Raw genomic sequence first — 21,546 nt, 5'->3', positions numbered from 1 at the left:
GTTTTAATTTTAGTTTCGCTTTTTAGACGAATTTATTGTGGATAATCTTATTAAGATTTATTAATAAGTTTTAAATGTTTATTTGAAAAAAAATAGTGATATTGCACAAATATATTAAAAGAATGCATTATGTCGAAACAAAATAAGAACACACGAAAAAGAAAAATAAGCAGCCTGCTATTAATGGTTTTTGTTCTATTTGTAGTAGGCTGGATATTAGCTTATTATGCCAATCTTATCGGCGAGTCACGTGCAGATAGTGGACAATCAACACAGGACTTGTCAGAGCACTATGTACACCCTGATATTTCGCAAATTGTAGCAGAAAAGCCGTTTCCTGCCGAAGACAAGTACTGTCTCGCCTGTCATCAGGGGATAGAACCTGCACGTCCCATCGGCTCGAAGATGATGCAGCAGATATTAGAAAAAGGCGCATCGCTTGGCGATCCCAACGGTTGCGTTGTTTGTCATGGAGGCACACCATCTGAATTGCACAATAAAGACAGGGCACACAGCGGAGTTCCTAAAGGAAGTTTGCTGGCTGCGTTTACGCCTGTTCCTGCAGCACTACAAGTAAATGAAAATACTTGTGGACAGTGTCATGAGGATCATGTCTATAATGTTCGACTATCAATGATGAACAGCGATGCAGGCAAGATGAAAGCAATTGCATGGAGCTTCGGCATTGGCACCGAAAATTACGACCATGTTTATGCCAACAGTACACTTGTTGATACTGACGGAGCAACACCCCGTTTTGGGACTCAACAATACATTGATTACATGAAAGAGATGGCAGCTACTTTCCCAGGACAGTTCCCATCTGAACTAAAAGAGATTCCCACTGTTTCTGCCGAAGATATAAAGACAAACCCAGAGCTTGCAGCATTTACCTACCTGCGCAACTGTAATGCTTGTCACTTGAGCAATAAAGGAAATCAGGGCAGAGGACATTATCGGGGAATGGGTTGTGCAGCTTGTCACAGTGTTTACAGCAATGAGGGCTATTATGAGGGTGGTGACCCCGAAATCCCCAAAAACAGACCCGGACACTTGATGGTACACGCCATGCAAGGAACAAGAAAGTCGAGTATAAACTTTAACGACCAAAAATTAAGTGGTGTACAAGTCTCTACATGTGCCGCTTGCCATGCCGGCGGACGCAGAATTGGTCACTCTTACCAAGGGTTTATGCCATTGGAATCCTCTTATAATAAAGGTCCTTTCGATGAAAAAGGGTTACCGCAAAAGCCCAATGCAGGTTATGTTTTTAAATATATGCAGGGAGACGTTCACCGAAAAATAGAAAAAGATGGCAAAATGGTTAACGGACTTCTGTGTCAGGATTGCCATACAACCATAGGCATACATGGTAATGGAAATATTGATGTTGCCTCTTTGGGTGCGATAGAGATTGAGTGCGCCGACTGTCACGGAACGCCCACTCACTATCCATGGGAACTTCCATTGGGCTACGGCGACGAGTTTGATAAAACATTAGATATGAAGCAAGCCCGAGGAGTAGCCGATGAGCCACTTAAGGTTACCCAAGAGTTTGGTATCACTTATCCAAAAGAGGACGGCTATTTGCTATCGGCGCGAGGAAATCCGTTAGGCAACGTAGTAAGGCGTGGCGACCGCGTTATTGTGCACTCTGACGGAAGCAACAATGAGTTTGAACTTATCACGCTAAAAGAGATAGCTAAGAAAAAGAGTTGGAAAAATCCGATAGATGCCAAAGTAGCAATGGTTAGCACCAAACACATTGAAAAATTGGAGTGCTATGCTTGTCATGCTACATGGATGCCACAATATTACGGGTATAGATACGTGATTGACTACTCCAAATCATCTACAGACTGGTTACGCTCGCCACAACTCTACGGAAAGGACGGAACAACAGCCGATTATCATCAGAAGTTTGCAATGCAGCCGGGCGCACCTACTTATGGTGACTACAGCCATATCCGTTGGGAGAACGCCCCGCTTGGTGTCAACGGCGAGGGAAGAGTTTCTCCATTAGTTGGTGTAATTCAAACAGTTAGCACGGTGATTGACAAAGATGGTGAAACCGTTGTGTGGAACCATGTAGCCAAAACGAAAGAGGGTTACGACGCTATAGAATTGGCTCCACTCAATCCACATACAACTTCTTTAAAATCAAGAGAGTGTGTCGATTGTCATGGAAACCCTGTTGCAGCAGGATACGGCATTGATGGAGGAATTTATGACGCAACGCCGGGCACACCTCGTTATGCCGATGTAGTTGACGCTGAGGGAAATAATGTGAGTAAATATACACAGGTACAAATAGCCGCCATAAGCGAGTTACACGGAGATTTTATGCGATTGCTAACCCCCGACGGACAGCAAGTACAAACTATTGATACTCACTGGCCTACCTCTATACCGCTAACACAATCGCAGCGTGATTTATTGACTCGCAAAAATTCTTGTGTAGCATGTCATATAGATATTCCAAAAGGCACTATTCCTAATCGGATGTTGACAAAGATTGCAGAAATAGCGAAATTATCTTTTGCCACACCTGAACAGCATACTAAGCTATTGCACAGCAATAATCTTATGATTGCGTGGATTAAAGCAGTTGGCGTTGTGGCACTTATAGTATTAGCAGGGCTAATAGTTTGGGGAATTATTGAGCGGAAAAAAGTGATTCGTTTTTGGAAAAGATTTGTAAAGTTTTTGAAAACGCCGGCTGAGGCGAAGTAAAAACTTCAAAATTGCATTAACCAAGTTAAAGAAAGAGAATAATATGACACAGCGAGAAGCTGTACAACTGTTTGAGGAGAAAAGGGTTCGCACCGTTTGGGACGAGGAGCAGGAAAAATGGTATTTTTCTATTGTAGATACCGTTGCTATACTCACGGATAGCGTAGATCCTACCGCCTATTGGCGAAAACTAAAGCAACGTTTAAAAGAAGAGGGCAATGAAACCGTGACGAATTGTCACGGTTTGAAAATGCGTGCTGCAGATGGCAAAATGAGATTAACAGATGTAGCTGATACAGAGCAACTTTTTCGATTAATTCAGTCTATACCATCTCCTAAAGCTGAGCCGTTTAAGCTGTGGATTGCGCAAGTAGCCCGCGAACGCTTGGATCAGCTGCAAGATCCTGAATTGTCGATAGATCAAGCAATGAAAGATTATAAACGTTTGGGTTATTCTGACAATTGGATAAATCAACGCTTGAAAAGTATTGAAATACGAAAAGATCTTACCGATGAATGGAAGAAACGTGGGTTGCAAGAGGGCGTTCAGTTTGCTTCCCTAACCGATATTATCTACAAGACATGGGCTGGCAAAACCGCTAAGGAGTATAAGAAATTCAAGGGGTTGAAAAAGGAAAATTTGCGAGATAATATGACAAATACCGAGTTGGTTTTGAATATGTTAGCAGAATTGTCAACTACACGTATATCAGAAACCTCAAATCCAGAAACAATGGAAGAACACAGCAATGTAGCGCGTCAGGGTGGGGAAATAGCGCGCAATGCACGTCTTGAATTGGAAGCAAAAACAGGCGAAAAAGCAATCTCTTCGTTAAGTGCTAAACAAGGAGTTCTGTTAAATAAAAAGAACCTGAATACAAACCAAGACAGTAGCAAAGATAGTTGAATCTACCTACTTCTTTTTATTGTATTTAGTTTGGTTAGTCTTTACAAGTTTATTGGACAGTATCTGTTTTGGATTATATAAGTGTAAAAAAACAATAACAACAATGAAAAAAGCAATAAAGAAAATTCTCAAGTGGTTTTTTATCGTAATAGGTGTGCTCGTGATATCTTTAGTGGGCTTATTTGTTTATTTGAAAATTGCATATCAACAAAAGTCATATCCTTGGGTGTATATGAATGAACTTATTCTTTCGGAAAGTGAGCGAGTGAGTGATTTTGAAGAAGTTTGTAAAATACTGAAAGGAACAAACTCTTTTGTTATTCAGCGAATAGATTTTGATAAACTCGCTGAGAAATATGCTAAACAGGTGGAAAATACCCAAAGTTCAATTGAATACACCAATTTATTAGCTCAGTTTTTTGCTGAATTACAAAATGGGCATACATCTGTAAATTTTTATTGCTACAAAGGTAATTATTGGGCAACGATTATAGATAATCGCGTTTTTGTGGACGGCGTGATAAATAAGGAGTTAAATCCAACAATAATTAAGCCTAAAGATGAGATAGTAGCCATTAATAACATTCCTATTGGTGAGTGGCTGGATGCAGAAAAACTTTTTGCAGGGTCATCAACTCTAGAACACCGACTTACAAAATTAACATATCACATTTTTACCAGCTATACGGATACGGTTCGTACCTTTAAAATTCGGAATGCAGAGGGTGAATCAGAGGTTACTATTCCATTGTATAAAGACTTGAAATCAGACATAGACACACTATATGTTATTGGAAAAATGTTGAATGACAGTGTTGCTTATCTTAAGATTATAACTATGGGCGGAAATCGTATTTTTCCACAATTCCAACAAGTCTATCCAAGTTTGAGTAATGCTTCACATATAATAATTGATGTGCGTGAAAATGGTGGTGGGAACAGTGGTACGAGTGAAAAAATTGCAAAATATTTTATCGCCAAACCTCAAACGGCTTGTGTCTCTGGTCAACAATTAGAGCCTGTTGTAGAATCTTTCAAAGGAAAAGTTTATTTATTAATAGGGAATGCAACATTTTCTGCTGCTGAAAATTTTGTTATAGACTTGAAAGAGAGTGGAAACGTAACTGTAATTGGCGAACCCACAGGCGGAGATACAGGAAATAGACCGCGTGAATTTCAAACCTCGCACGGCATCGTTTTCAGAATACCTACGCGCAAAAAAATGCAAATATCTCCACAGGGCTTTCCGATGGAGGGAGTTGGTATAGAACCTCACCATTTAGTCCGTCAGTCTGCCGAAGATTATTTAGAGGGAAAAGACACAGTGCTTGAATATACCTTAGATTTGTTGTCAAAATAAAAATAAAAGCTGAAAGCAACTGGCTGTTAGTTAATTGCCAACATTGAATCATTAAGATTTGTGCGACTACAGCAGTCTCACCAACATTAAATCTGTGATTATCTGTCTAATCTGTGTGTTCTGTGTTCCAACTACTTTCAACACTTCGGTGGTTATTGAGCTTACCGAAATGCTGCGCTCAGTGCACCGCTTTACAAACTTTTAACACTTCGGCTACGCTCAATGCAATGCATTTAACTCAATTGTTCATTGCACATTGCTAATTGCAAATTGCCTATTCTTCTTCCAAATCAAAGTCATCCATATACAGCTCGTCATCATCTTCTTCATCGTCCATTTTCGGATTTTCAAGTAATTGATTGATTTCCTCTGTATTTAACTTTTTAACGTTTGTAAGCAAAAAGTTATCTTCAATAAATCCGCCGTATGTATTGCACTCTTTGACAGCTCCTTTTACGACATCTCCGACGTTGAGTTCTAAAGGTAAAAGACACATTATTTGAGCATACTTATCATTGAACTCAATCTCTTCAATTTCGCCATTTTGCTGTCTGAACTGAAAGTCAAACTCTTTCTCGATGATTTCGCGTTGCGCACTATCGAAAGGAGTGCCAGTTTTGTTTATAATAGCAGCAAAAAATCGCAAAGATTCGCCTTTGCCTCCAAGTCCTGTACTGATATACAGCTGTTTAGTATCTAATAGCGATGACTCTAACAACATTTTACTCTCTTGAAGAGCTAAAGTTGTCCAATCTTTCAACTCTTCTGGTGCATTTTCTTTAAATGTTTCGATAGCCCTGAAGTATTTGGGATCATCTATAGAAGCAAGAGTACATAAAAGCAGTTTCTTTCTTGATAAATCCACCTCAGGATCGTAAAGTTGCGCCACATCTGACAGATAATCAACATCTTGCTTAATGTTTTTCTTCGCCTTTCTTGTTAATTTATAATACGACATCTGCTGTAGGACATCAACAGATTCCTGCAAAATATTAACCCTTTGATCTCCTTCAGATAAAATCAAACGCAATTTTTCGTATAAGTTTTCTCTCTGTATTTTCATTAATTCAAGATATGTAAAATATAGCATGCAAATACCGTGCTTGTTTTACTTTTATGCTACTTTGTCATCTAAGTTGCTGTTTTTTAGTGAAATATTAATTCGGTAAGTAGGTTTTGGCAGTTATAATTATTTAAACATTAAATTAACTATTGATGCTCTATCATCATCGGTTAGTTTGTGAACATACCCTCCGGCACGGTTTTTATTCAGACCATCGATAATTTGTTGTTTGTGTTCTTTCGTTATGTTTCTCCATGGGAGTGATGTAGGACTACCAATTGAAGAAAAGAATTTTTCTAATAACTCAATGGTTTTCATTGTGTCTGGTTGATTGAAAAGGTATGTTCCGAGTTGAGATATCTCTTTGTCGAGATGTTTGGCATGATGTCTTAACCAAGCTGGCAAAACTATACTTAAACTTGCACCGTGGGCAATATCAAACTGAAAACTAAGCTCATGCCCTATACTGTGCACACCCCAATCTCCATAACTGCAGCAAATTTCGGTAATTCCGTTAAGAGCGCAGGTTGCAACTAACATAAGGTTAAATCTGTATTCGTAATTTTTAGGGTCAGCTATAGCTAGAGGTCCATAGTGCATGGTTTCTGTGATAATCGAGGATACAAACTTTTTAGTAAGATTTGGCATTCCCGTTCCAAACCACGCCTCTATAGCGTGAGCAATTGTATCAACAACTCCGTAGGCGGTTTGTTCGACCGGTACTGTGGTGGTAAACTCAGGATTTAGAAACGAGTGTTTAGGATAAATTAAAGGGTCAGTTAATCCTATTTTTTTACCTGCATTTTGACTTTGAATTACTGCAGAATTATTCATTTCGCTTCCAGTAGCAGCTAATGTTAATACAGTAATTAAAGGTAATGCTTTGGTTGCCTTTTGCTTACGAGTCATTACTAACCAAGGGTTTAACTTTTCGGGAACACAAATTGATACTATTTTAGCAGCATCTATTACGCTTCCTCCGCCAAGTGCCACAATGCATTCAACCGATTTTTCTATTGCAATTTGTTGAGCCTCGGCAACTTGTTCAACTGTCGGGTTTGGTTTAACACCGCTGTATTCAAAAACTTCAATTTTATGATTGATTAATTTGTTTTTTATTAAATCGACATAACCGTGTTTTGTAGTTGAAGTGCCTCCATAAATTAGCAGAACAGTTTTACCGTATTGAGCAACAGTTTGTTCAAAATCATTGAGGACGTCTTTTCCAAAATGAACATTAACAGGGTTGTATATATTGAAAATTTCCATTTACTTATAGTTTTAATCAATTGTTATTCAGTGTTCAATCTTTTTCAATCTATATAGATAGTACCTTTTAAATACGTTTTTGCCCTACCTCCGATAATTACCCTCTCTCCTCTGTTTTCGCAAAATAGTTCGCCTTTTCGTTCGGAAATTTGTGTGGCAGAAAGTATGTTCTTGTTAAGTCTTTTTGCCCAAAAAGGAATTAGCGAGCAGTGAGCAGAGCCTGTTACAGGGTCTTCTAAAATAGAGGCTTGTGGTGTAAAAAATCTTGAAACAAAATCGCAATTATCACCTTTAGCAGTAACAATAACGCCGCCCGGATCAATGTTTATTTGGTTAAAAATCTGTTTGTCGATTTTTATGTTTTTAACATCGCTTTCACTCTTATATACGAGCAGATAGTCACGTGATTTTAACACCTCTTCGGGTTGAATATTGAGTGATTGTTTAATAGTTTTTGGCAAATTTTCTGGCTGTGGCACTCTTGCAGGGAAATTTAATTTGTATATATCTCCTTCTACATTAACAGTCAAGTCTCTGCTCAGAGTTTCAAAAACGATACTCTCTTTTTTGTACCCTATAATTGTTTTCAAACAGTGAGCTGTCGCTAATGTTGCATGACCACATAAATCCATTTCAATATCGGGAGTAAACCATCTTAAATGGATTTTCTCTCCTTTGTCGACAAAAAAAGCAGTCTCTGCAACTGCATTTTCTTTTGCTATTTTAAGTAAAATCTCGTCAGACAGCCATTCGTTGAGAGGAACAACACAAGCAGGATTGCCACCGAACAAATTGTTTGTAAAAGCGTCAATCTGAAAACATTGTAGCTGCATTATTTAACTTTTGGGTACAGTTTTATTATTCTTCAATAACGATGCCTGAAATAGAATCGCAGATTGCACCAGTTACACTTGCTAATGTGTTAACACGGCTCGTGGTTTTTAAATATCCTAAAAATGCAAAAATTAGGGCCTCTTTATATTCAATTATATTTTTTTCAGGTATAACTAATTCATGTTTACATAATTCTTGTAACCGATTTATTAAGAATGTGTTGTAAGTTCCCCCTCCGGTAACGAGTATTTTTCCTTTTGGAAATTTCGAAACAGCATTGTTAATCTGGATACAAATATGTTCGACATATGTTCGCAACATATCTTTTACATTGATATCGTTTACTTCAATTAATGGATTAATATTCTGTTCTACCCATTCGCGTCCCAAAGATTTAGGAGGTTTTTTGGTGTAATATTCTAATAAATTTAATCTTTCTAATAACTCTTCATTTGTGTGGCCACGTGAGGCTTTTTCGCCTTCTGCATCATATTTTAATCCAACACTTTGAGCGATACCGTTAAGAACGATGTTTACAGGAACAATATCGTAAGCAATTCTGCCATTGTCGCTTGCATATGAAATATTAGCAAAGCCACCCAAGTTTAGGCATAATTCATAATTGGAAAAAAGTAAATGATCGCCAATTGGGACTAATGGTGCACCTTGACCTCCCCGATAAATGTCTAATCGTCGAAAATCGTAAATAGTTTTAATACCAGTTTCGGCATAAATCGCCGAGCCGTCACCAACTTGTACTGTTATGTTTTTGTCTGGAGTATGAAAAACAGTGTGACCATGTGAGGCAATGAAAGCGATATCTTTCTTATTTATACGGTGTTTTTCGATAAAAGAGTTTACTTGTTTGCCAATAAATTGTCCGTATTGGTTATTTAGCAATGAAAATTGGTACGCATAAAAATAATGCATATATAAGAGCTTAAAATACCAATCGTTTGAATAGTTAACGGTTTCTGCTTCAATGATTTCAAATTTTGGCTTATTGTCTTCTTCCCAGAAGCTGCATAAAGCGATATCTAAGCCATCGAGTGATGTCCCCGACATTACTCCTATACAATAGGTTTTCTTTTTAGTCATTTTGCATCTCTTTTATAAACTTAATTTCTCGTTCTGATATGTTTCCCACATTATCAGAAACTGTAATTCTTAAGACGTGCTCTATACCGCTGGGGAATCTAGAATCAAAGGTGTATTCTAATAAATCGTTTTTAGCGTCATAATCAAACATAACCCATTGGTTGTCAATAAAACCGTCGTACCTTTTTATGCCGCTCAAGTTATCAATAATTTTTAATTTTATTGACTTTTTTGAGGTAATATTTTCATTGTTTTTGATGTTGAGAGGAGTAATAGTTGGTGCAATTGTGTCGTAAGCTATTGATATATCAGTAAACACTCTGGTTTTTCCAATAATTTCATTGTCATTCACAGTAGGTTTGGCATCAATCGAAGTGATTTTTTCTGTAGAACAATCTACTAAAACAACTTTGTCTGATAACTCTACCGGTATTGATAAGTTTTTTAGTGCAATTTCAATGGGTCTATGCAAAGGAGTATTAGGATTTCCTATTCGATATACAGACGTTGCTGTATTAGATTTTTTAGGCAAAACAGAATAGTTAAACAAAACGGTATCGTAAAGAGCATTAGCAGGAGTAATTATTTTTAATATACTATCTTCAAATATGTTAGAACTGTTTGGAACAAACTTTTGAATATATGTTTGTTCGTGAACTTTTCCAGTAACTTGTTTTGAGCCGCAAACTACAAACTTTATTGTTGAACGATTTTTATTGCTATCGTATGCTGTAATCTTGACATCCAATGTGTCAGTAGGCCCAACTTGCATATACCCGTTTCCGTTGATTTTGGTGTAATTGGAAAACTTATTGCCAGGTTCAATAAAACATTTGTGTACTAAACGTTTTTGTTTTTGGTATAATTCGTAGTCGATATGCGACTGCACGTATCGTACTTCGTTAAATGATATTTCAGATATGTTTAACTCAAACGTTTTAATGTCATCTACTTCTACAATAAGATTAACAATGCCACAAATATTATTACTGTTATTTACCCTATCGTTAACGTGTGCCGCAAATCCTATTCGATTTAAGGCTTTTATGGTATCGTTATTGGCAAGTTGAAATGTATTACCTTTTCTAACAATGTGTTTTCTAATGCGTTGAGTTTCACCGTCGACATGGCTGTTTTCCCCAAATGGATATAGATATAGATTGTAAAATCTTGGTGGAATATTATCAACTATATTGAAATTAAATTTGAGTGGATCTAATGCCTTCTGTGTTCTTGTATCGCGTATTTCAAAGTGTAAGTGCGGTCCCATACTTGTACCGCTATTTCCAGAAAACCCAATAATGTCTCCTTTTTTAACGGGCATTACATTTGGCTCTAAAAACAGATTGACAGCAAACGACTGTTTTTCATACTGTTCTCTTTCAATGTAGTCCGAAATTTGCAACACAAAGCCGTCTAAATGTGCGTAAACAGATGTGTAACCGTTAGGGTGGTCAATATAAATTGCTTTCCCATATCCAAAAGGGGAAATATTTATGCGACTTACAAATCCGTCAGCAATTGCGTAAATATTATGACCTGTTACACCATTGGTTTTTATATCAATGCCGGAGTGGAAGTTGGAAGAGCGAAGTTCGCCAAAACTGCCCGATAAGGTTTGATTAATATCTAAAGGGTTTGAAAAATACGGCTGGGATGTTACGCTGTTTACAGTAATTAAAAGTGATAAAAGGCAAATTGCCAATAGTTTAAAAAACATAATAATTAGATTTTTATCAAAACAGCGTTAATTAGAGCAACAAAGATAATAAAAACCATTGTTGAATTAATTCCAAATACTGATTTTAGGCAATAGAAAACTTTTCTATACTTAAAAAGAGTAAATTTGCCACTACTTCATCAGTTTATTATGTTTAAACAACTAGCTTTTACTTATTTGTTTTTGACAGTAGTGCAAACGTTTTTTTGCAATTCAAAAATCAGCATTTACTATGAAGCTGTTTTGTCAAATCAAATTAGTCAGGATTCTATTTTTAGCGATGTTTCAGCTTTTCAAAATGCTGATTTTCCGATAGTTCTGGCAAACGATAAAACAATACTTTTTCAGCAAACCGTAACACATAAAGGTATTGACACAGAGTTCCCTATTAAGTTAAATATTCCATTTGTTTCGGCATTTGTCGATTCTGTTTGGGGATTGCCTGAGTTTCGCACGCCTTATATCTATAAAAAAGAGAAATTAGTTATTGTGGGTTCAAGTCAGACAGGCTCAATAATTTTGTTTACAGATGAAAAAACAAGAACATCACTCTATACCTTAAAAACCAATAAATCGCGCAACTCTAAACCCACACTTATAAAGGGTTTTTCTAATGGTGGATTCCCAATTCACTCGGCAACTATTGACATGAAAGGAGAAACTGTTGTTTTTTCGAGTCGGCGTGTGGGTAGTGTGGGAGGTTACGATTTGTTTTATGTAATCTTGCAGGATAATCAAAACTCGTTATCAATCAAGAGTATATCGCTTGAGATAAACACAACTTACAATGAAATTTATCCACAATTTACTCAAAACGACTCGGTTTTACTATTTTCAAGTGATAGGGAAGGAGGCTTTGGAGGTTTTGATATTTATTACTCAACCAGTTCATTTGCTGGCAATTGGAATAAAGCCTTAAACATTGGCTCAAACATAAATACAGAAAAAAGTGACGTTCGCCTTTTTACATTTGATGATGGAAAAATGGGAATTATCACAAGGAGAGATATAGATGCCACATTGCAACAGAATGAAGTTATTGACGTTAAAGTTGAATTTAAAACATCTAGTAAGTTGAATATATCTCGGTCGGCAAAAAACAAGAGTGATTTTTATCCTGAAGTCAAAGGGATAGTAGCTTGTAAGTCTGAAAATCAGAGTGAAAATATACAAGTTTCAGTTTTAGATTCGCTTGGGATTTTAGTAGAAACAACAGTTATAGATGGCATTTCCAAAGTTTTTGAAATAGATAACAACAGCGATAAAAACTCTTACGTTACCATTTCTGGCAACGAGATTAGAACTATCACACGTGATATAAAAATCCCGCCAAAATATAATTACCCTCTTTATATTGTTGATTTCGCTGCAAGTTTTAACAACAAAACAGATAATTCCTTCGACGTTTTTTTTAATCAGAATGTAGGTATCATTGATAATATGCAACTTAGCGAATTGCAAACATGGCTACAGACAACAAAAATATCGGAAGGGAATTATTCAATCAGTAGGAGCAAGGCGGTAAAAAACAGCAAATCGAAAATTGCTATTGAGCGATGGAATTATATTGGAAAGTTGCTGGTTGACAATGGAATATCTGACAAAAATATTTCTATTAAAGAGACTGCTAATTTTTCAAATAGTGTAAATGCAATTAATAGTAACTTGGATATTTTTCCGGAAAATAGAATTTTTACAATATCTTCATCTGTGCGCATTTATCCTGAATATTCTGTTATTGATATTTCAGATGCAAAATATTTTAGAAACAGTGCCGAGAATCAAAAATACACAATTGTCTTATCTGATAATTTTGAAGATGTTAACGCATTGCGATATCATAAAATAAACATATTAGGTTACACAAATGTTTGGATTGATAATTCAGGAAGGAATCCACGTTATTGTCTTGGAATATTTGAAAATTATTGGGAGGCGGCAATCGTGATGTCAAAATTATCGAATGGTAATTTTAAGCGGGCTTATATTGCTGTTTATGACGAATATAGAGAAAGAATAAAGCCCATAAAAGAGGGTCAAATACCAACAAATCAAACTGAAAATCAGATCTTTTACGTTCAAATTTGGGCTTCGGCTCAACCAATAGATATTTCTATACTGCCAGAAGTTCAAAATATTTGTACGATAATAGATCGCAATGGAATTTATCGTTATATTTATCCGTTTGAAGATTTAAACTCAGCTAAGCAGATGCAAAAACAGCTGAAAATATTGGGATTCAGTAGCACAGCAATTTTAATTATAACAAAATAGTTTTTATATGAGCATTTCATTAACAGGTAATTCAATACGTTTGCGAGCAGTAGAACCTGAAGATGCTGAAATTATTTTTGAGTGGGAGAACAATACAGAAGTTTGGCTTATTAGCACTACATTAGCTCCATTTAGCAAAGATGAGATAATTCGATATGTTAAAACAGCAAATAGAGATATTTTTGCAATGCGACAGCTCCGCTTAATGATAGAAACTAATGACAATCAAGCAATAACTGTAGGTTCTATTGATTTGTATGATTTTGACCCACAGCATCAACGTGCAGGAGTAGGAATCTTAATTGCTGCCGATGAAAATCGTAGAAAAGGCTACGCTTCAGAAGCTCTTAAACTGTTGGTACGCTACTCTTTTGACATATTACTACTTAAACAACTTTATTGTACAATCCCAGCTGATAATGAACCTAGTATCAAACTATTTGAGTCGCTCGGATTTGTTTCTTGCGGTCGTAAACACCAATGGCTAAGAACCAAAACAGGTTGGATTGATCAAATATCAATGCAATTAATAAACAGCTCATTGTAAGATAATTTTATTAATAAAGTTTTATACATTTTTCGTGATACAATCGGATACAAATTTTTGTTACTATATAATAATGGTTTACAGGAAAATCATAAATCTGTTGAAATATTAATTACCTATTAATTATAAACAATACTATATATTTAAAAAATCAAACTAATGGGTTTAGCTATTTTTATGGCTAAATGTACTAAAACAAAGTTTTTAACTCAATCAGTCAAATATTATTCTATAAAGTGCAGGATTTAATATTCCCTCCTATTAATCCAAAAATAAAAACGGAGGATAATCGACAATACATACTCGATCCAGTTCGTAAAACATGGGTTGTATTAACTCCAGAAGAGTGGGTACGACAACATGTTGTTGACTTTCTGATTAGTCACAGAAATTATCCATTGGCTTTGATGAAAACAGAAGCCGCTCACAAAAGTAATGTTGGATTGCGTAGGACTGATATTATTGTTTGTGACAAAACTGGTAAACCAGTTATGATTGTTGAATGTAAAGCTCCAGTTGTAAAAATCACTCAAGAAACCTTGGAGCAGATTGCAAATTACAACTTAACAGTTAAGGCAGAATACCTATTAGTTACCAATGGATTGGTTCTATTTGGTTATAAAGTTAATTTTGATACAGGCAACACATCGCAATTAAGCGAAATTCCCAATTATTGTGATATGTTTTAAAACATCATAAAAAAGCCGGCAACCAAATTATTATTTGTGCCGGCTTTAGTTATTAAACTACAAAACTATTTTCCTAATTTGTGTTTTTTAATGAAATCGTTAATTGGTCCTGCCAAATTTGGCTCTCCAATCTCTTGAAGCTCGTATCCAATTTTTATGGTTGGTTTGTTAATTTTAACAACACGGCTTAAATCGATAGGAGTAGCAATAATAACGGCATCACAAGGAGTAGCGTTAATAGTTTTTTCAAGGTCTTTGATTTGTTGTTCTCCGTAGCCCATTGCTGGAAGTAGTGTTCCAATATTTGGATATGTTTTAAATGTCTCTGCAAGTTTTCCAACAGCGTATGGTCTTGGGTCAACAAGTTCACCAACACTAAATTTGCGAGCTGCGACAATACCAGCACCAAGTTTCATGTCACCATGTGTTAAGGTTGGACCATCTTCAACTACCAATACTTTTTTACCTCTAATCATTTCAGGCTTATCTACAGTGACTGGAGACGCTGCATCAACCACAACAGCTTTAGGTGCAGCCATTTGAATGTTTTCGCGTAGCGTTTGAATATCTGCAGCATCAGCGGTGTCAATTTTGTTAATTACAACAACATCAGCTAATCTTAAAGTGGTTTCGCCAGGATAGTAATTTAGCTCATGACCAGCACGGTGTGGGTCAACTACTGTAACCATAAGGTCAGTTTCATAAAATGAGAAGTCGTTATTACCACCGTCCCAAAGAATCACGTCGCAACCATCGGGATCATTTTCTGCTGCACGAAGAATAGCTTCATAATCAACGCCAGAGTAGATAACATTGCCTGCTACTACGTGTGGTTCGTACTCTTCCATCTCCTCGATAGTACATTTATGTTTAGCTAAGTCTTCAATTTTTGCAAAACGTTGTACTTTTTGCGCTGCAATGTTTCCATATGGCATTGGGTGGCGAATGGTAACAACTTTTAATCCTTTTGCTTCAAGTAATTCTACAATACGACGAGATGTTTGCGACTTACCACAACCAGTACGAACTGCACAAACAGCAATTACGGGTTTTGTTGATTTTATTTGTGTCCCTTTAGTTCCTAATAGTACGAAATTTGCTCCTGCAGCGTTAATTTTTGCAGCAAGGCTCATAACATATTGATAGGTAACATCACTGTATGAAAACACACATACATCAACTTTAAATTTTTTGATTAAGTCCATTAATTCGCTCTCAGCGTAAATTGGAATTCCCTGTGGATATAAAGGTCCTGCTAGTTCTGCAGGATATTTTCTGCCGTCAATATCGGGAATTTGAGCAGCTGTAAATGCTACCACATTAAACTGATCGTTATTGCGATAGTAAGTGTTAAAGTTGTGAAAATCTCTGCCAGCAGCACCAATAATAATCACATTTTTTTTAGACATAAGTAAATCCTCCTTTATTTTTTTAATTAACTTTGTTTTTAGCAAATTTAAGAAAATTAAACACTATTAGTGTTCATTTTATTAACACAGCGTATATGTTAAGAAACATATTATACAACATTAGATATTGATGAACAGTATTTTATGAACTATTTGGCACATCTATATATAGGACACGAAGATGAAGATTTGATGATTGGTAATTTTATTGCCGATTTTGTTAAAGGAAGCAAATATAAGGAATACCCTTCTGAAATATCGCGCGGGATACTTATGCACAGACAAATTGATTTTGTTACCGATAGAAACAAAGAGTATAGAGAAGTAAAGAAGCTTTTTGTTGAATCACATGGACGATACAGCGGAATAATTGCCGACATGGCATATGATTATGTGCTGGCAAAACATTGGAAAGAATTTTGTGAACTATCATTATTTGATTTTCAAAAAAAAATAAACACTATTTTGTTACAAAATTTTTCCATAATACCACTTAAAGGTAAAGTAATGTTGCCCTTTTTTGTTCGCAACAAGTGGTTGACTCTTTATAAAGACTTAAATACGCTAAAAAATGTTTTTGTTGGACTAGGTAAATATAGAGGGGTAAAAGGGGATCCAGATAGAGCCATTGAAATTTTAGAAAGTAGTGAAAATAAGGTATTTAGCAATTTTTTAAACACTCTATTGGCAGTCTTAACAAAGTTAAAAACAAATTATCATGAGGTTAACAACATAAAAAATAATGTAATAAAAATGATAAGATAAATAGATTTTTTGCTCAAAGTTTTTGTTATTAAAAATGATTTAATAAATTTGTACACTGGTATTAGTAATCATGTACTTGAAAATAATTTTTTAAAACAATAATTTTTGATATTAATCACATAAACACCAAATGAATATGAGAAAAATCAGACTAATTTTACTATCAGCTGCAGCACTTTCAGTTGTTGCACTTGGCGGTTGTAAAAACCTTGAAAAAATGAAAAAGCTAGCCGACGATGTTAGATTTGAGGTAACACCACAAATATTAGAATTGCACGGCGATAGCGTAAAAGTGAAAATCAAAGGAACATTTCCTCCGAAATTCTTCATTAAAAAAGCTGAGCTTGAAGTTACTCCAGTGCTAAAATTCGCTGGAAAAGAGGTTACTATTCCTTCTAAAAAATTCCAAGGAGAAGATGTCCAAGGAAACAATCAAACGATATCGTTTGATACAGGAGGAAGCTTTGAAATCGAAGGTGTCTTCGCATATGAAGAAGGCATGATGCAAGCAGAACTTTTTGCAAGAGGAGAAGGTTCTATGAAAGGTAAAACGCTTGGAATTTTCGACAAGAAAATTGCTGACGGTGTAATAATTACACCATTGTTGCTTCAAGCAGATGCAATGGTTGTTCGCGCTTCAGATAATTTCGTTCGTACAACAAGCGAAGAAAAAGGAGCAAAAATCAACTTCCTTATCAATCAATCAGACATTCGTTCTTCAGAATTGAAAAAAGAAGAGATTAAAGCATTGCAAGATTATATCGTTGAAGTTTCACAAGCAGAAAGAGTTGAAATTCAAGACATAATCTTAGAAGCTTACGCATCTCCCGATGGTCCAATAGAGTTGAACACCAAACTTTCGGAAAAACGTAAAGATGTTTCTCAAAAATTCTTGAATCAAACATATAAAAAAGCTAAAATTGAGATTGCTCCAGAAGCATATAAAGCTCGTTCTACTGCAGAAGACTGGGAAGGTTTCCAAAAATTAATGCAGGAATCTGACATTCAAGATAAAGATTTAATCTTGAGAGTTCTTTCAATGTACACCGATCCCGTTGTACGTGAAAAAGAGATTAAAAACATAACTGCTGCTTTCGAAGAAATTAAAAAACAAATTTTACCCGACCTTCGTCGTGCAGAATTTAAAGTTATTGTAACTGTAAGTGGTTATACAGATGAAGAGTTGAAAGACTTAGCAATCAATAATCCTGATACACTAAAACTCGAAGAAATTTTATTTGCAGCTACTTTATATGAAGGTGATTTAGACAATCAATATAATATCTACAAAAAAGCAGCTGAGCTTTATGCAGATGATTGGAGAACACACAACAACTGTGGTTGGGCAGCATTTAAACAAGGTAGATATGACGAAGCTGAACAATATTTTAAAGCTGCAGGTGATGTTGAAAAGAATGCTACTGTAACAAATAACGTTGGCGCATGCCAATTGATGCGCAAAGATTATGCTGCAGCTAAAGAAACTTTAAGTGCAGGAGGCTCAGGCTCGAAAGAAGCTAGTTACAACCAAGCTGTAATAGCATTGAAAGAAGGAAAATATGAGCAAGCAGGAAATCTTTTCAACTCAGCAGGATTTGATACTTTCAACAATGCATTACAAAAAGTAGTAAGCTACAGTCAAACACAAAATGAAAGAGCTTACGACTCTGCTCTTGAAATTCTTGATAAAGTTGAAAACAAAGAAGATGCTTATGTATATTACTTGAAAGCTATTATTGGTGCTCGTCGTCAAGATTCAGATCTTACAATGAACAATTTACGCACAGCGTGTGAAAAGTTACCAGAGCTTAAAGAATATGCTAAAAAAGACCTAGAGTTTTTCAAATATTTTAGCGATGCCGTATTTACATCAATTGTAGGTTAACGGGAAAGCAATTTATTTATAGATTAAAAGCAGCCGACAGGTTCGGCTGCTTTTTTATTAGATTTAGTATTATCGAGGATTAATCAATACATTGGAATGCTGTTTCCAAAGGTGCATAAAAACACGTCTTTATTGCCATAATGATTAATTTAATGATATAAAAAATTACACTTTGCACGATTTTTGAGACGATACCAAGACAGTGATACTATTGAGATGATTAAGTCTGTAATTATTTTTATTATCATATCTTTTCCTCTTCTTGTTTGTTCTCAGAGCGAAGATGCTTATTCGTTTGTTAATATAGGGAAATCAGCTCCAACTTTCACTGTCAGAACCATTGATGGGAAAGTTATAGATATTGACAAGTTGAGAGGGAAAGTGATTCTTATAAATTTCTTTGCAACGTGGTGCCGCCCATGTATGGAGGAAATGCCTCATATAAATTTACTTAGGCAAAAATATAGTGATGATGAGTTTGTGATAATCTCTATAGGCAGAGAGCATCAAATCGGAGAACTTGAAATATTTAATCGTAATAAGAAATTCTCCTTCAATATTGCAGCTGACCCCGACAGAAAGATTTATAGTATGTATGCTGAGAAAATGATACCTAGAAATTATATTATTAACAAGAAAGGAGTTTTAATATATCAGGGCTATGGTTTTACTTTAGATAGCTTTAACCAAATGGTAAAAGTGATAGAAAAAGAGTTGAAAACTAAAAAGTTGCGTAATTAATTAAAAAAATATATTACAGAAATATTGTCGATTTCTGATGCGTAGTTTGTTATAACTAGCTGCATTTTTTTTGACCCCCTAATTTTTTCCGCTATGTCAATAATTTCTTTGTTTTCATATCCTTCGAAGCGCATAATATATTTTACATGTTTCCATACAGGAAGTAATGTGTAATCTTTTGTTGTGATAGTTATTTCATTAGCGTAAAGTGATGATGTGGGCGATTTCTCGAATGTATCAAAGCTTTGAATATTGGGAATAACTAAAATTTTTTTACCCTTAGTCTCAGAACTCCATTTAAAATATTCAAAATATATAGTTTCGTCTGATGATTCATTATCTTCATAATAATGTATTGATAAGTGACAGTTCATTATTGAGCTTATTTGATAACACGCCATATATGAGACAATGTCTGTCACAAGACCTATTATAATGTTGTCATCATTAGTAATATCGGGTGTTGTTATTATGTTCCTTTTTGCCATGCTGTTTGTTCAGTAATTTTGCAATTACTTATTATTGAAAAGCGTAGAGAGCTTCGCGTGAGGCTGCCTGTTCTGCATCTTTTTTTGAGCGTCCAACCCCAACACCCATTATTCTATCGTTAATGTAAATATTTGATATAAAAAGCGGTCTATGGTTGTTTGATGTAGGATGTAGTATAGTGTCGTATCTGAAATCAATTTTTTTATGTTGACACCACTCAATCAATTCGCTTTTGAAGTTATATATTGCATTATTTCTGTTTTGAACAGATATACATGAGGGTAAAAACTTGTTTATTATAAAGAGTTTTGCTTTACCAAATCCTCTATCGAGAAATATTGCACCTATCAGAGCCTCAACAGCATCACCCGTTAAGTGAATAGATTTTCGTAGATTGGCACGTGTAACGATTATTTTATCAATCCCTGAATCTTTACTAAACTTTTCTAAATTAGTGCCATTCACATATCTTGAACGTATTTTAGTTAGTTCTCCCTCTGTCATATCGGGATATTTGTTGTAGAGATACTCGGCTACGGTCATACCAAGCACAGCGTCGCCAAGAAATTCAAGGCGTTCGTTGTTTATTGTAGTGCCGTCTGATGAAACGAAGGAAGCCGATTTGTGAATTAAGGCTAGCTTGTAATACTCAATGTTTAACGGATTAAATCCAATTATTTTCTTTAACTTTTTTCTTAATCCACTATTACTGCAATAAAATATTGAAACTAAAGCTTTAATACTTTTATGCATGTAAGAGAATGTTACATGTTTTTGAATATTATGGTAGCATTGTGCCCTCCAAATCCAAAATTATTTGAAAGAGCTACTTTAATATCACGTTTTTTAGCTTTGTTAAAAGTAAAGTCAATCTTCGGATCTATTTCCGGGTCAAGATTGAACAGGTTGATTGTGGGTGGTATAATGCCTTCGCGAAGAGCATTAATACATGCTAATGCCTCCATTGCTCCAGCTGCACCTAACATGTGTCCTGTCATTGATTTTGTAGAGCTTACACTTAATTTATAAATGTGTTCTCCGAAAGTTTTTAGCAGTGCTTTAGGTTCTGCTATATCACCTAATCCTGTTGAAGTTCCGTGAGTATTAACGTAGTCAATATCAGTTGGTTTTAACCCTGCATCCTGAATAGCAAGACTCATAACTGTAGCAGCTCCATCTCCTTCAGGATCTGGGGCAGTCATATGGTGTGCGTCGCAATTCATTGCACCACCAATAACTTCTGCTAATATGGTTGCACCGCGTTTAACAGCGTGTTCGTACTCTTCAAAAATCAGGCTAACACCTCCCTCTGCCATAACAAAACCATCACGATCTGCATCATATGGGCGTGAAGCTGTTTTTGGATCGTCGTTTCTGGTTGAAATAGCTTTCATGCTGTTAAAACCTCCAACGCCGGCTTCGTTAACAGCTGCTTCTGAGCCACCTGTTAATACCACGTCGGCTTTGTTCCAGCGAATATAGTTCATTGCATCGACCATAGCGTGGCTTGAACTGGCACATGCAGATACGCAAGTGTAGTTAATGCCTTTGAGTCCGTATTCAATTGCTAATAATCCCGATGCCATGTTTGTAATCATTTTCGGAATGAAGAATGGGCTAAAGCGCGGAGTTCCGTCTCCTTTTGCCCATTCTGAAATTTCCGAAGTAAATGTGTCTAAACCTCCAATTCCAGAGCCCCATATTACACCAGCACGGTCTTTATTGATTGTTTCAAGATTGATACCTGAATTTTTTACCGCTTC

Annotated in this window: 18 protein-coding genes; 9 read left to right on the top strand and 9 right to left on the bottom strand. The window is 35.8% G+C overall.

Annotation, left to right across the window (positions count from 1 at the left end):
• Positions 1-129 precede the first annotated feature (129 nt).
• From GX311_06745 to GX311_06735, 3 genes are all read left to right on the top strand, one after another.
• Positions 130-2,733 carry a hypothetical protein gene (locus GX311_06745; GenBank protein ID NLK16075.1) on the top strand — a complete coding sequence of 868 codons (2,604 nt, stop codon included), beginning with the start codon at positions 130-132 and terminating at the stop codon, positions 2,731-2,733.
• A gap of 43 nt (positions 2,734-2,776) precedes the next feature.
• The gene (locus GX311_06740) at positions 2,777-3,640 is read left to right on the top strand and encodes a Bro-N domain-containing protein (protein NLK16074.1); all 864 of its coding nucleotides are present in this window, start codon (positions 2,777-2,779) and stop codon (positions 3,638-3,640) included.
• A gap of 103 nt (positions 3,641-3,743) precedes the next feature.
• On the top strand, positions 3,744-5,000 hold the full coding sequence (locus GX311_06735) for a hypothetical protein (protein ID NLK16073.1): 1,257 nt from the start codon (positions 3,744-3,746) through the stop codon (positions 4,998-5,000).
• 274 nt (positions 5,001-5,274) lie between these two features.
• Here GX311_06735 and GX311_06730 read toward each other — a convergent pair whose 3' ends face one another.
• The 5 genes from GX311_06730 to GX311_06710 all read right to left on the bottom strand — a co-directional run bounded on the left by GX311_06730 (position 5,275) and on the right by GX311_06710 (position 10,984).
• A complete protein-coding gene (locus tag GX311_06730; protein NLK16072.1) occupies positions 5,275-6,063 on the bottom strand; it encodes a hypothetical protein in 789 nt (262 codons plus the stop codon).
• 126 nt (positions 6,064-6,189) lie between these two features.
• Positions 6,190-7,332 carry an iron-containing alcohol dehydrogenase gene (locus tag GX311_06725; protein NLK16071.1) on the bottom strand — a complete coding sequence of 381 codons (1,143 nt, stop codon included), beginning with the start codon at positions 7,330-7,332 and terminating at the stop codon, positions 6,190-6,192.
• 44 nt (positions 7,333-7,376) lie between these two features.
• Complete coding sequence (locus GX311_06720; protein ID NLK16070.1) at positions 7,377-8,165, bottom strand: PhzF family phenazine biosynthesis protein; 789 nt, start codon at positions 8,163-8,165, stop codon at positions 7,377-7,379.
• A 25-nt stretch (positions 8,166-8,190) separates the two neighbouring features.
• Positions 8,191-9,264, bottom strand: coding sequence for an anhydro-N-acetylmuramic acid kinase (locus GX311_06715; protein ID NLK16069.1), 1,074 nt, complete (start codon positions 9,262-9,264; stop codon positions 8,191-8,193).
• Positions 9,257-10,984, bottom strand: coding sequence for a M23 family metallopeptidase (locus GX311_06710; GenBank protein ID NLK16068.1), 1,728 nt, complete (start codon positions 10,982-10,984; stop codon positions 9,257-9,259). Before GX311_06710 ends, GX311_06715 begins: the two co-directional genes overlap by 8 nt.
• Positions 10,985-11,134: 150 nt before the next feature.
• Between GX311_06710 and GX311_06705 the strand changes: the two genes are divergently transcribed.
• The 3 genes from GX311_06705 (at position 11,135) to GX311_06695 (ending at position 14,494) form a co-directional block, all read left to right on the top strand.
• Entirely contained in the window at positions 11,135-13,258 is a 2,124-nt protein-coding gene (locus tag GX311_06705; GenBank protein NLK16067.1) for a hypothetical protein, read from the top strand.
• A 7-nt stretch (positions 13,259-13,265) separates the two neighbouring features.
• Positions 13,266-13,805: a GNAT family N-acetyltransferase gene (locus GX311_06700; protein ID NLK16066.1), complete on the top strand. Its 540-nt coding sequence runs from the start codon at positions 13,266-13,268 to the stop codon at positions 13,803-13,805.
• 236 nt (positions 13,806-14,041) lie between these two features.
• Positions 14,042-14,494: a type I restriction enzyme HsdR N-terminal domain-containing protein gene (locus GX311_06695; protein ID NLK16065.1), complete on the top strand. Its 453-nt coding sequence runs from the start codon at positions 14,042-14,044 to the stop codon at positions 14,492-14,494.
• Positions 14,495-14,559: 65 nt separating this feature from the next.
• Here the strand turns inward: GX311_06695 and GX311_06690 are convergent, their stop codons facing one another.
• Positions 14,560-15,903, bottom strand: a complete 1,344-nt coding sequence (locus GX311_06690; GenBank protein NLK16064.1) for a GTPase — start codon at positions 15,901-15,903, stop codon at positions 14,560-14,562.
• Positions 15,904-16,047: 144 nt separating this feature from the next.
• Between GX311_06690 and GX311_06685 the strand changes: the two genes are divergently transcribed.
• The 3 genes from GX311_06685 to GX311_06675 all read left to right on the top strand — a co-directional run bounded on the left by GX311_06685 (position 16,048) and on the right by GX311_06675 (position 19,294).
• Entirely contained in the window at positions 16,048-16,668 is a 621-nt protein-coding gene (locus GX311_06685; GenBank protein NLK16063.1) for a DUF479 domain-containing protein, read from the top strand.
• 136 nt (positions 16,669-16,804) lie between these two features.
• Positions 16,805-18,553: a hypothetical protein gene (locus tag GX311_06680; protein ID NLK16062.1), complete on the top strand. Its 1,749-nt coding sequence runs from the start codon at positions 16,805-16,807 to the stop codon at positions 18,551-18,553.
• 183 nt (positions 18,554-18,736) lie between these two features.
• Positions 18,737-19,294 carry a TlpA family protein disulfide reductase gene (locus GX311_06675; GenBank protein ID NLK16061.1) on the top strand — a complete coding sequence of 186 codons (558 nt, stop codon included), beginning with the start codon at positions 18,737-18,739 and terminating at the stop codon, positions 19,292-19,294.
• On the opposite strand, the gene GX311_06670 is transcribed toward GX311_06675, so the two are convergent.
• The 3 genes from GX311_06670 to GX311_06660 all read right to left on the bottom strand — a co-directional run.
• A complete protein-coding gene (locus GX311_06670) occupies positions 19,291-19,782 on the bottom strand; it encodes a hypothetical protein (protein NLK16060.1) in 492 nt (163 codons plus the stop codon). The two genes, GX311_06675 and GX311_06670, sit on opposite strands and share 4 nt — an antisense overlap.
• Before the next feature lie 31 nt (positions 19,783-19,813).
• Positions 19,814-20,536, bottom strand: coding sequence for a ribonuclease III (gene rnc, locus GX311_06665; protein NLK16059.1), 723 nt, complete (start codon positions 20,534-20,536; stop codon positions 19,814-19,816).
• Positions 20,537-20,547: 11 nt separating this feature from the next.
• Positions 20,548-21,546: beta-ketoacyl-ACP synthase II (locus GX311_06660; GenBank protein NLK16058.1), on the bottom strand; the 999-nt coding region annotated here is incomplete at its 5' end.

The sequence above is a fragment of the Bacteroidales bacterium genome (assembly GCA_012519055.1).
Lineage (GTDB): Bacteria > Bacteroidota > Bacteroidia > Bacteroidales > Salinivirgaceae > JAAYQU01.
The sequence above is the reverse complement of the archived record's forward strand: the minus strand, read 5'-3'. Positions and strand labels throughout refer to the sequence as shown.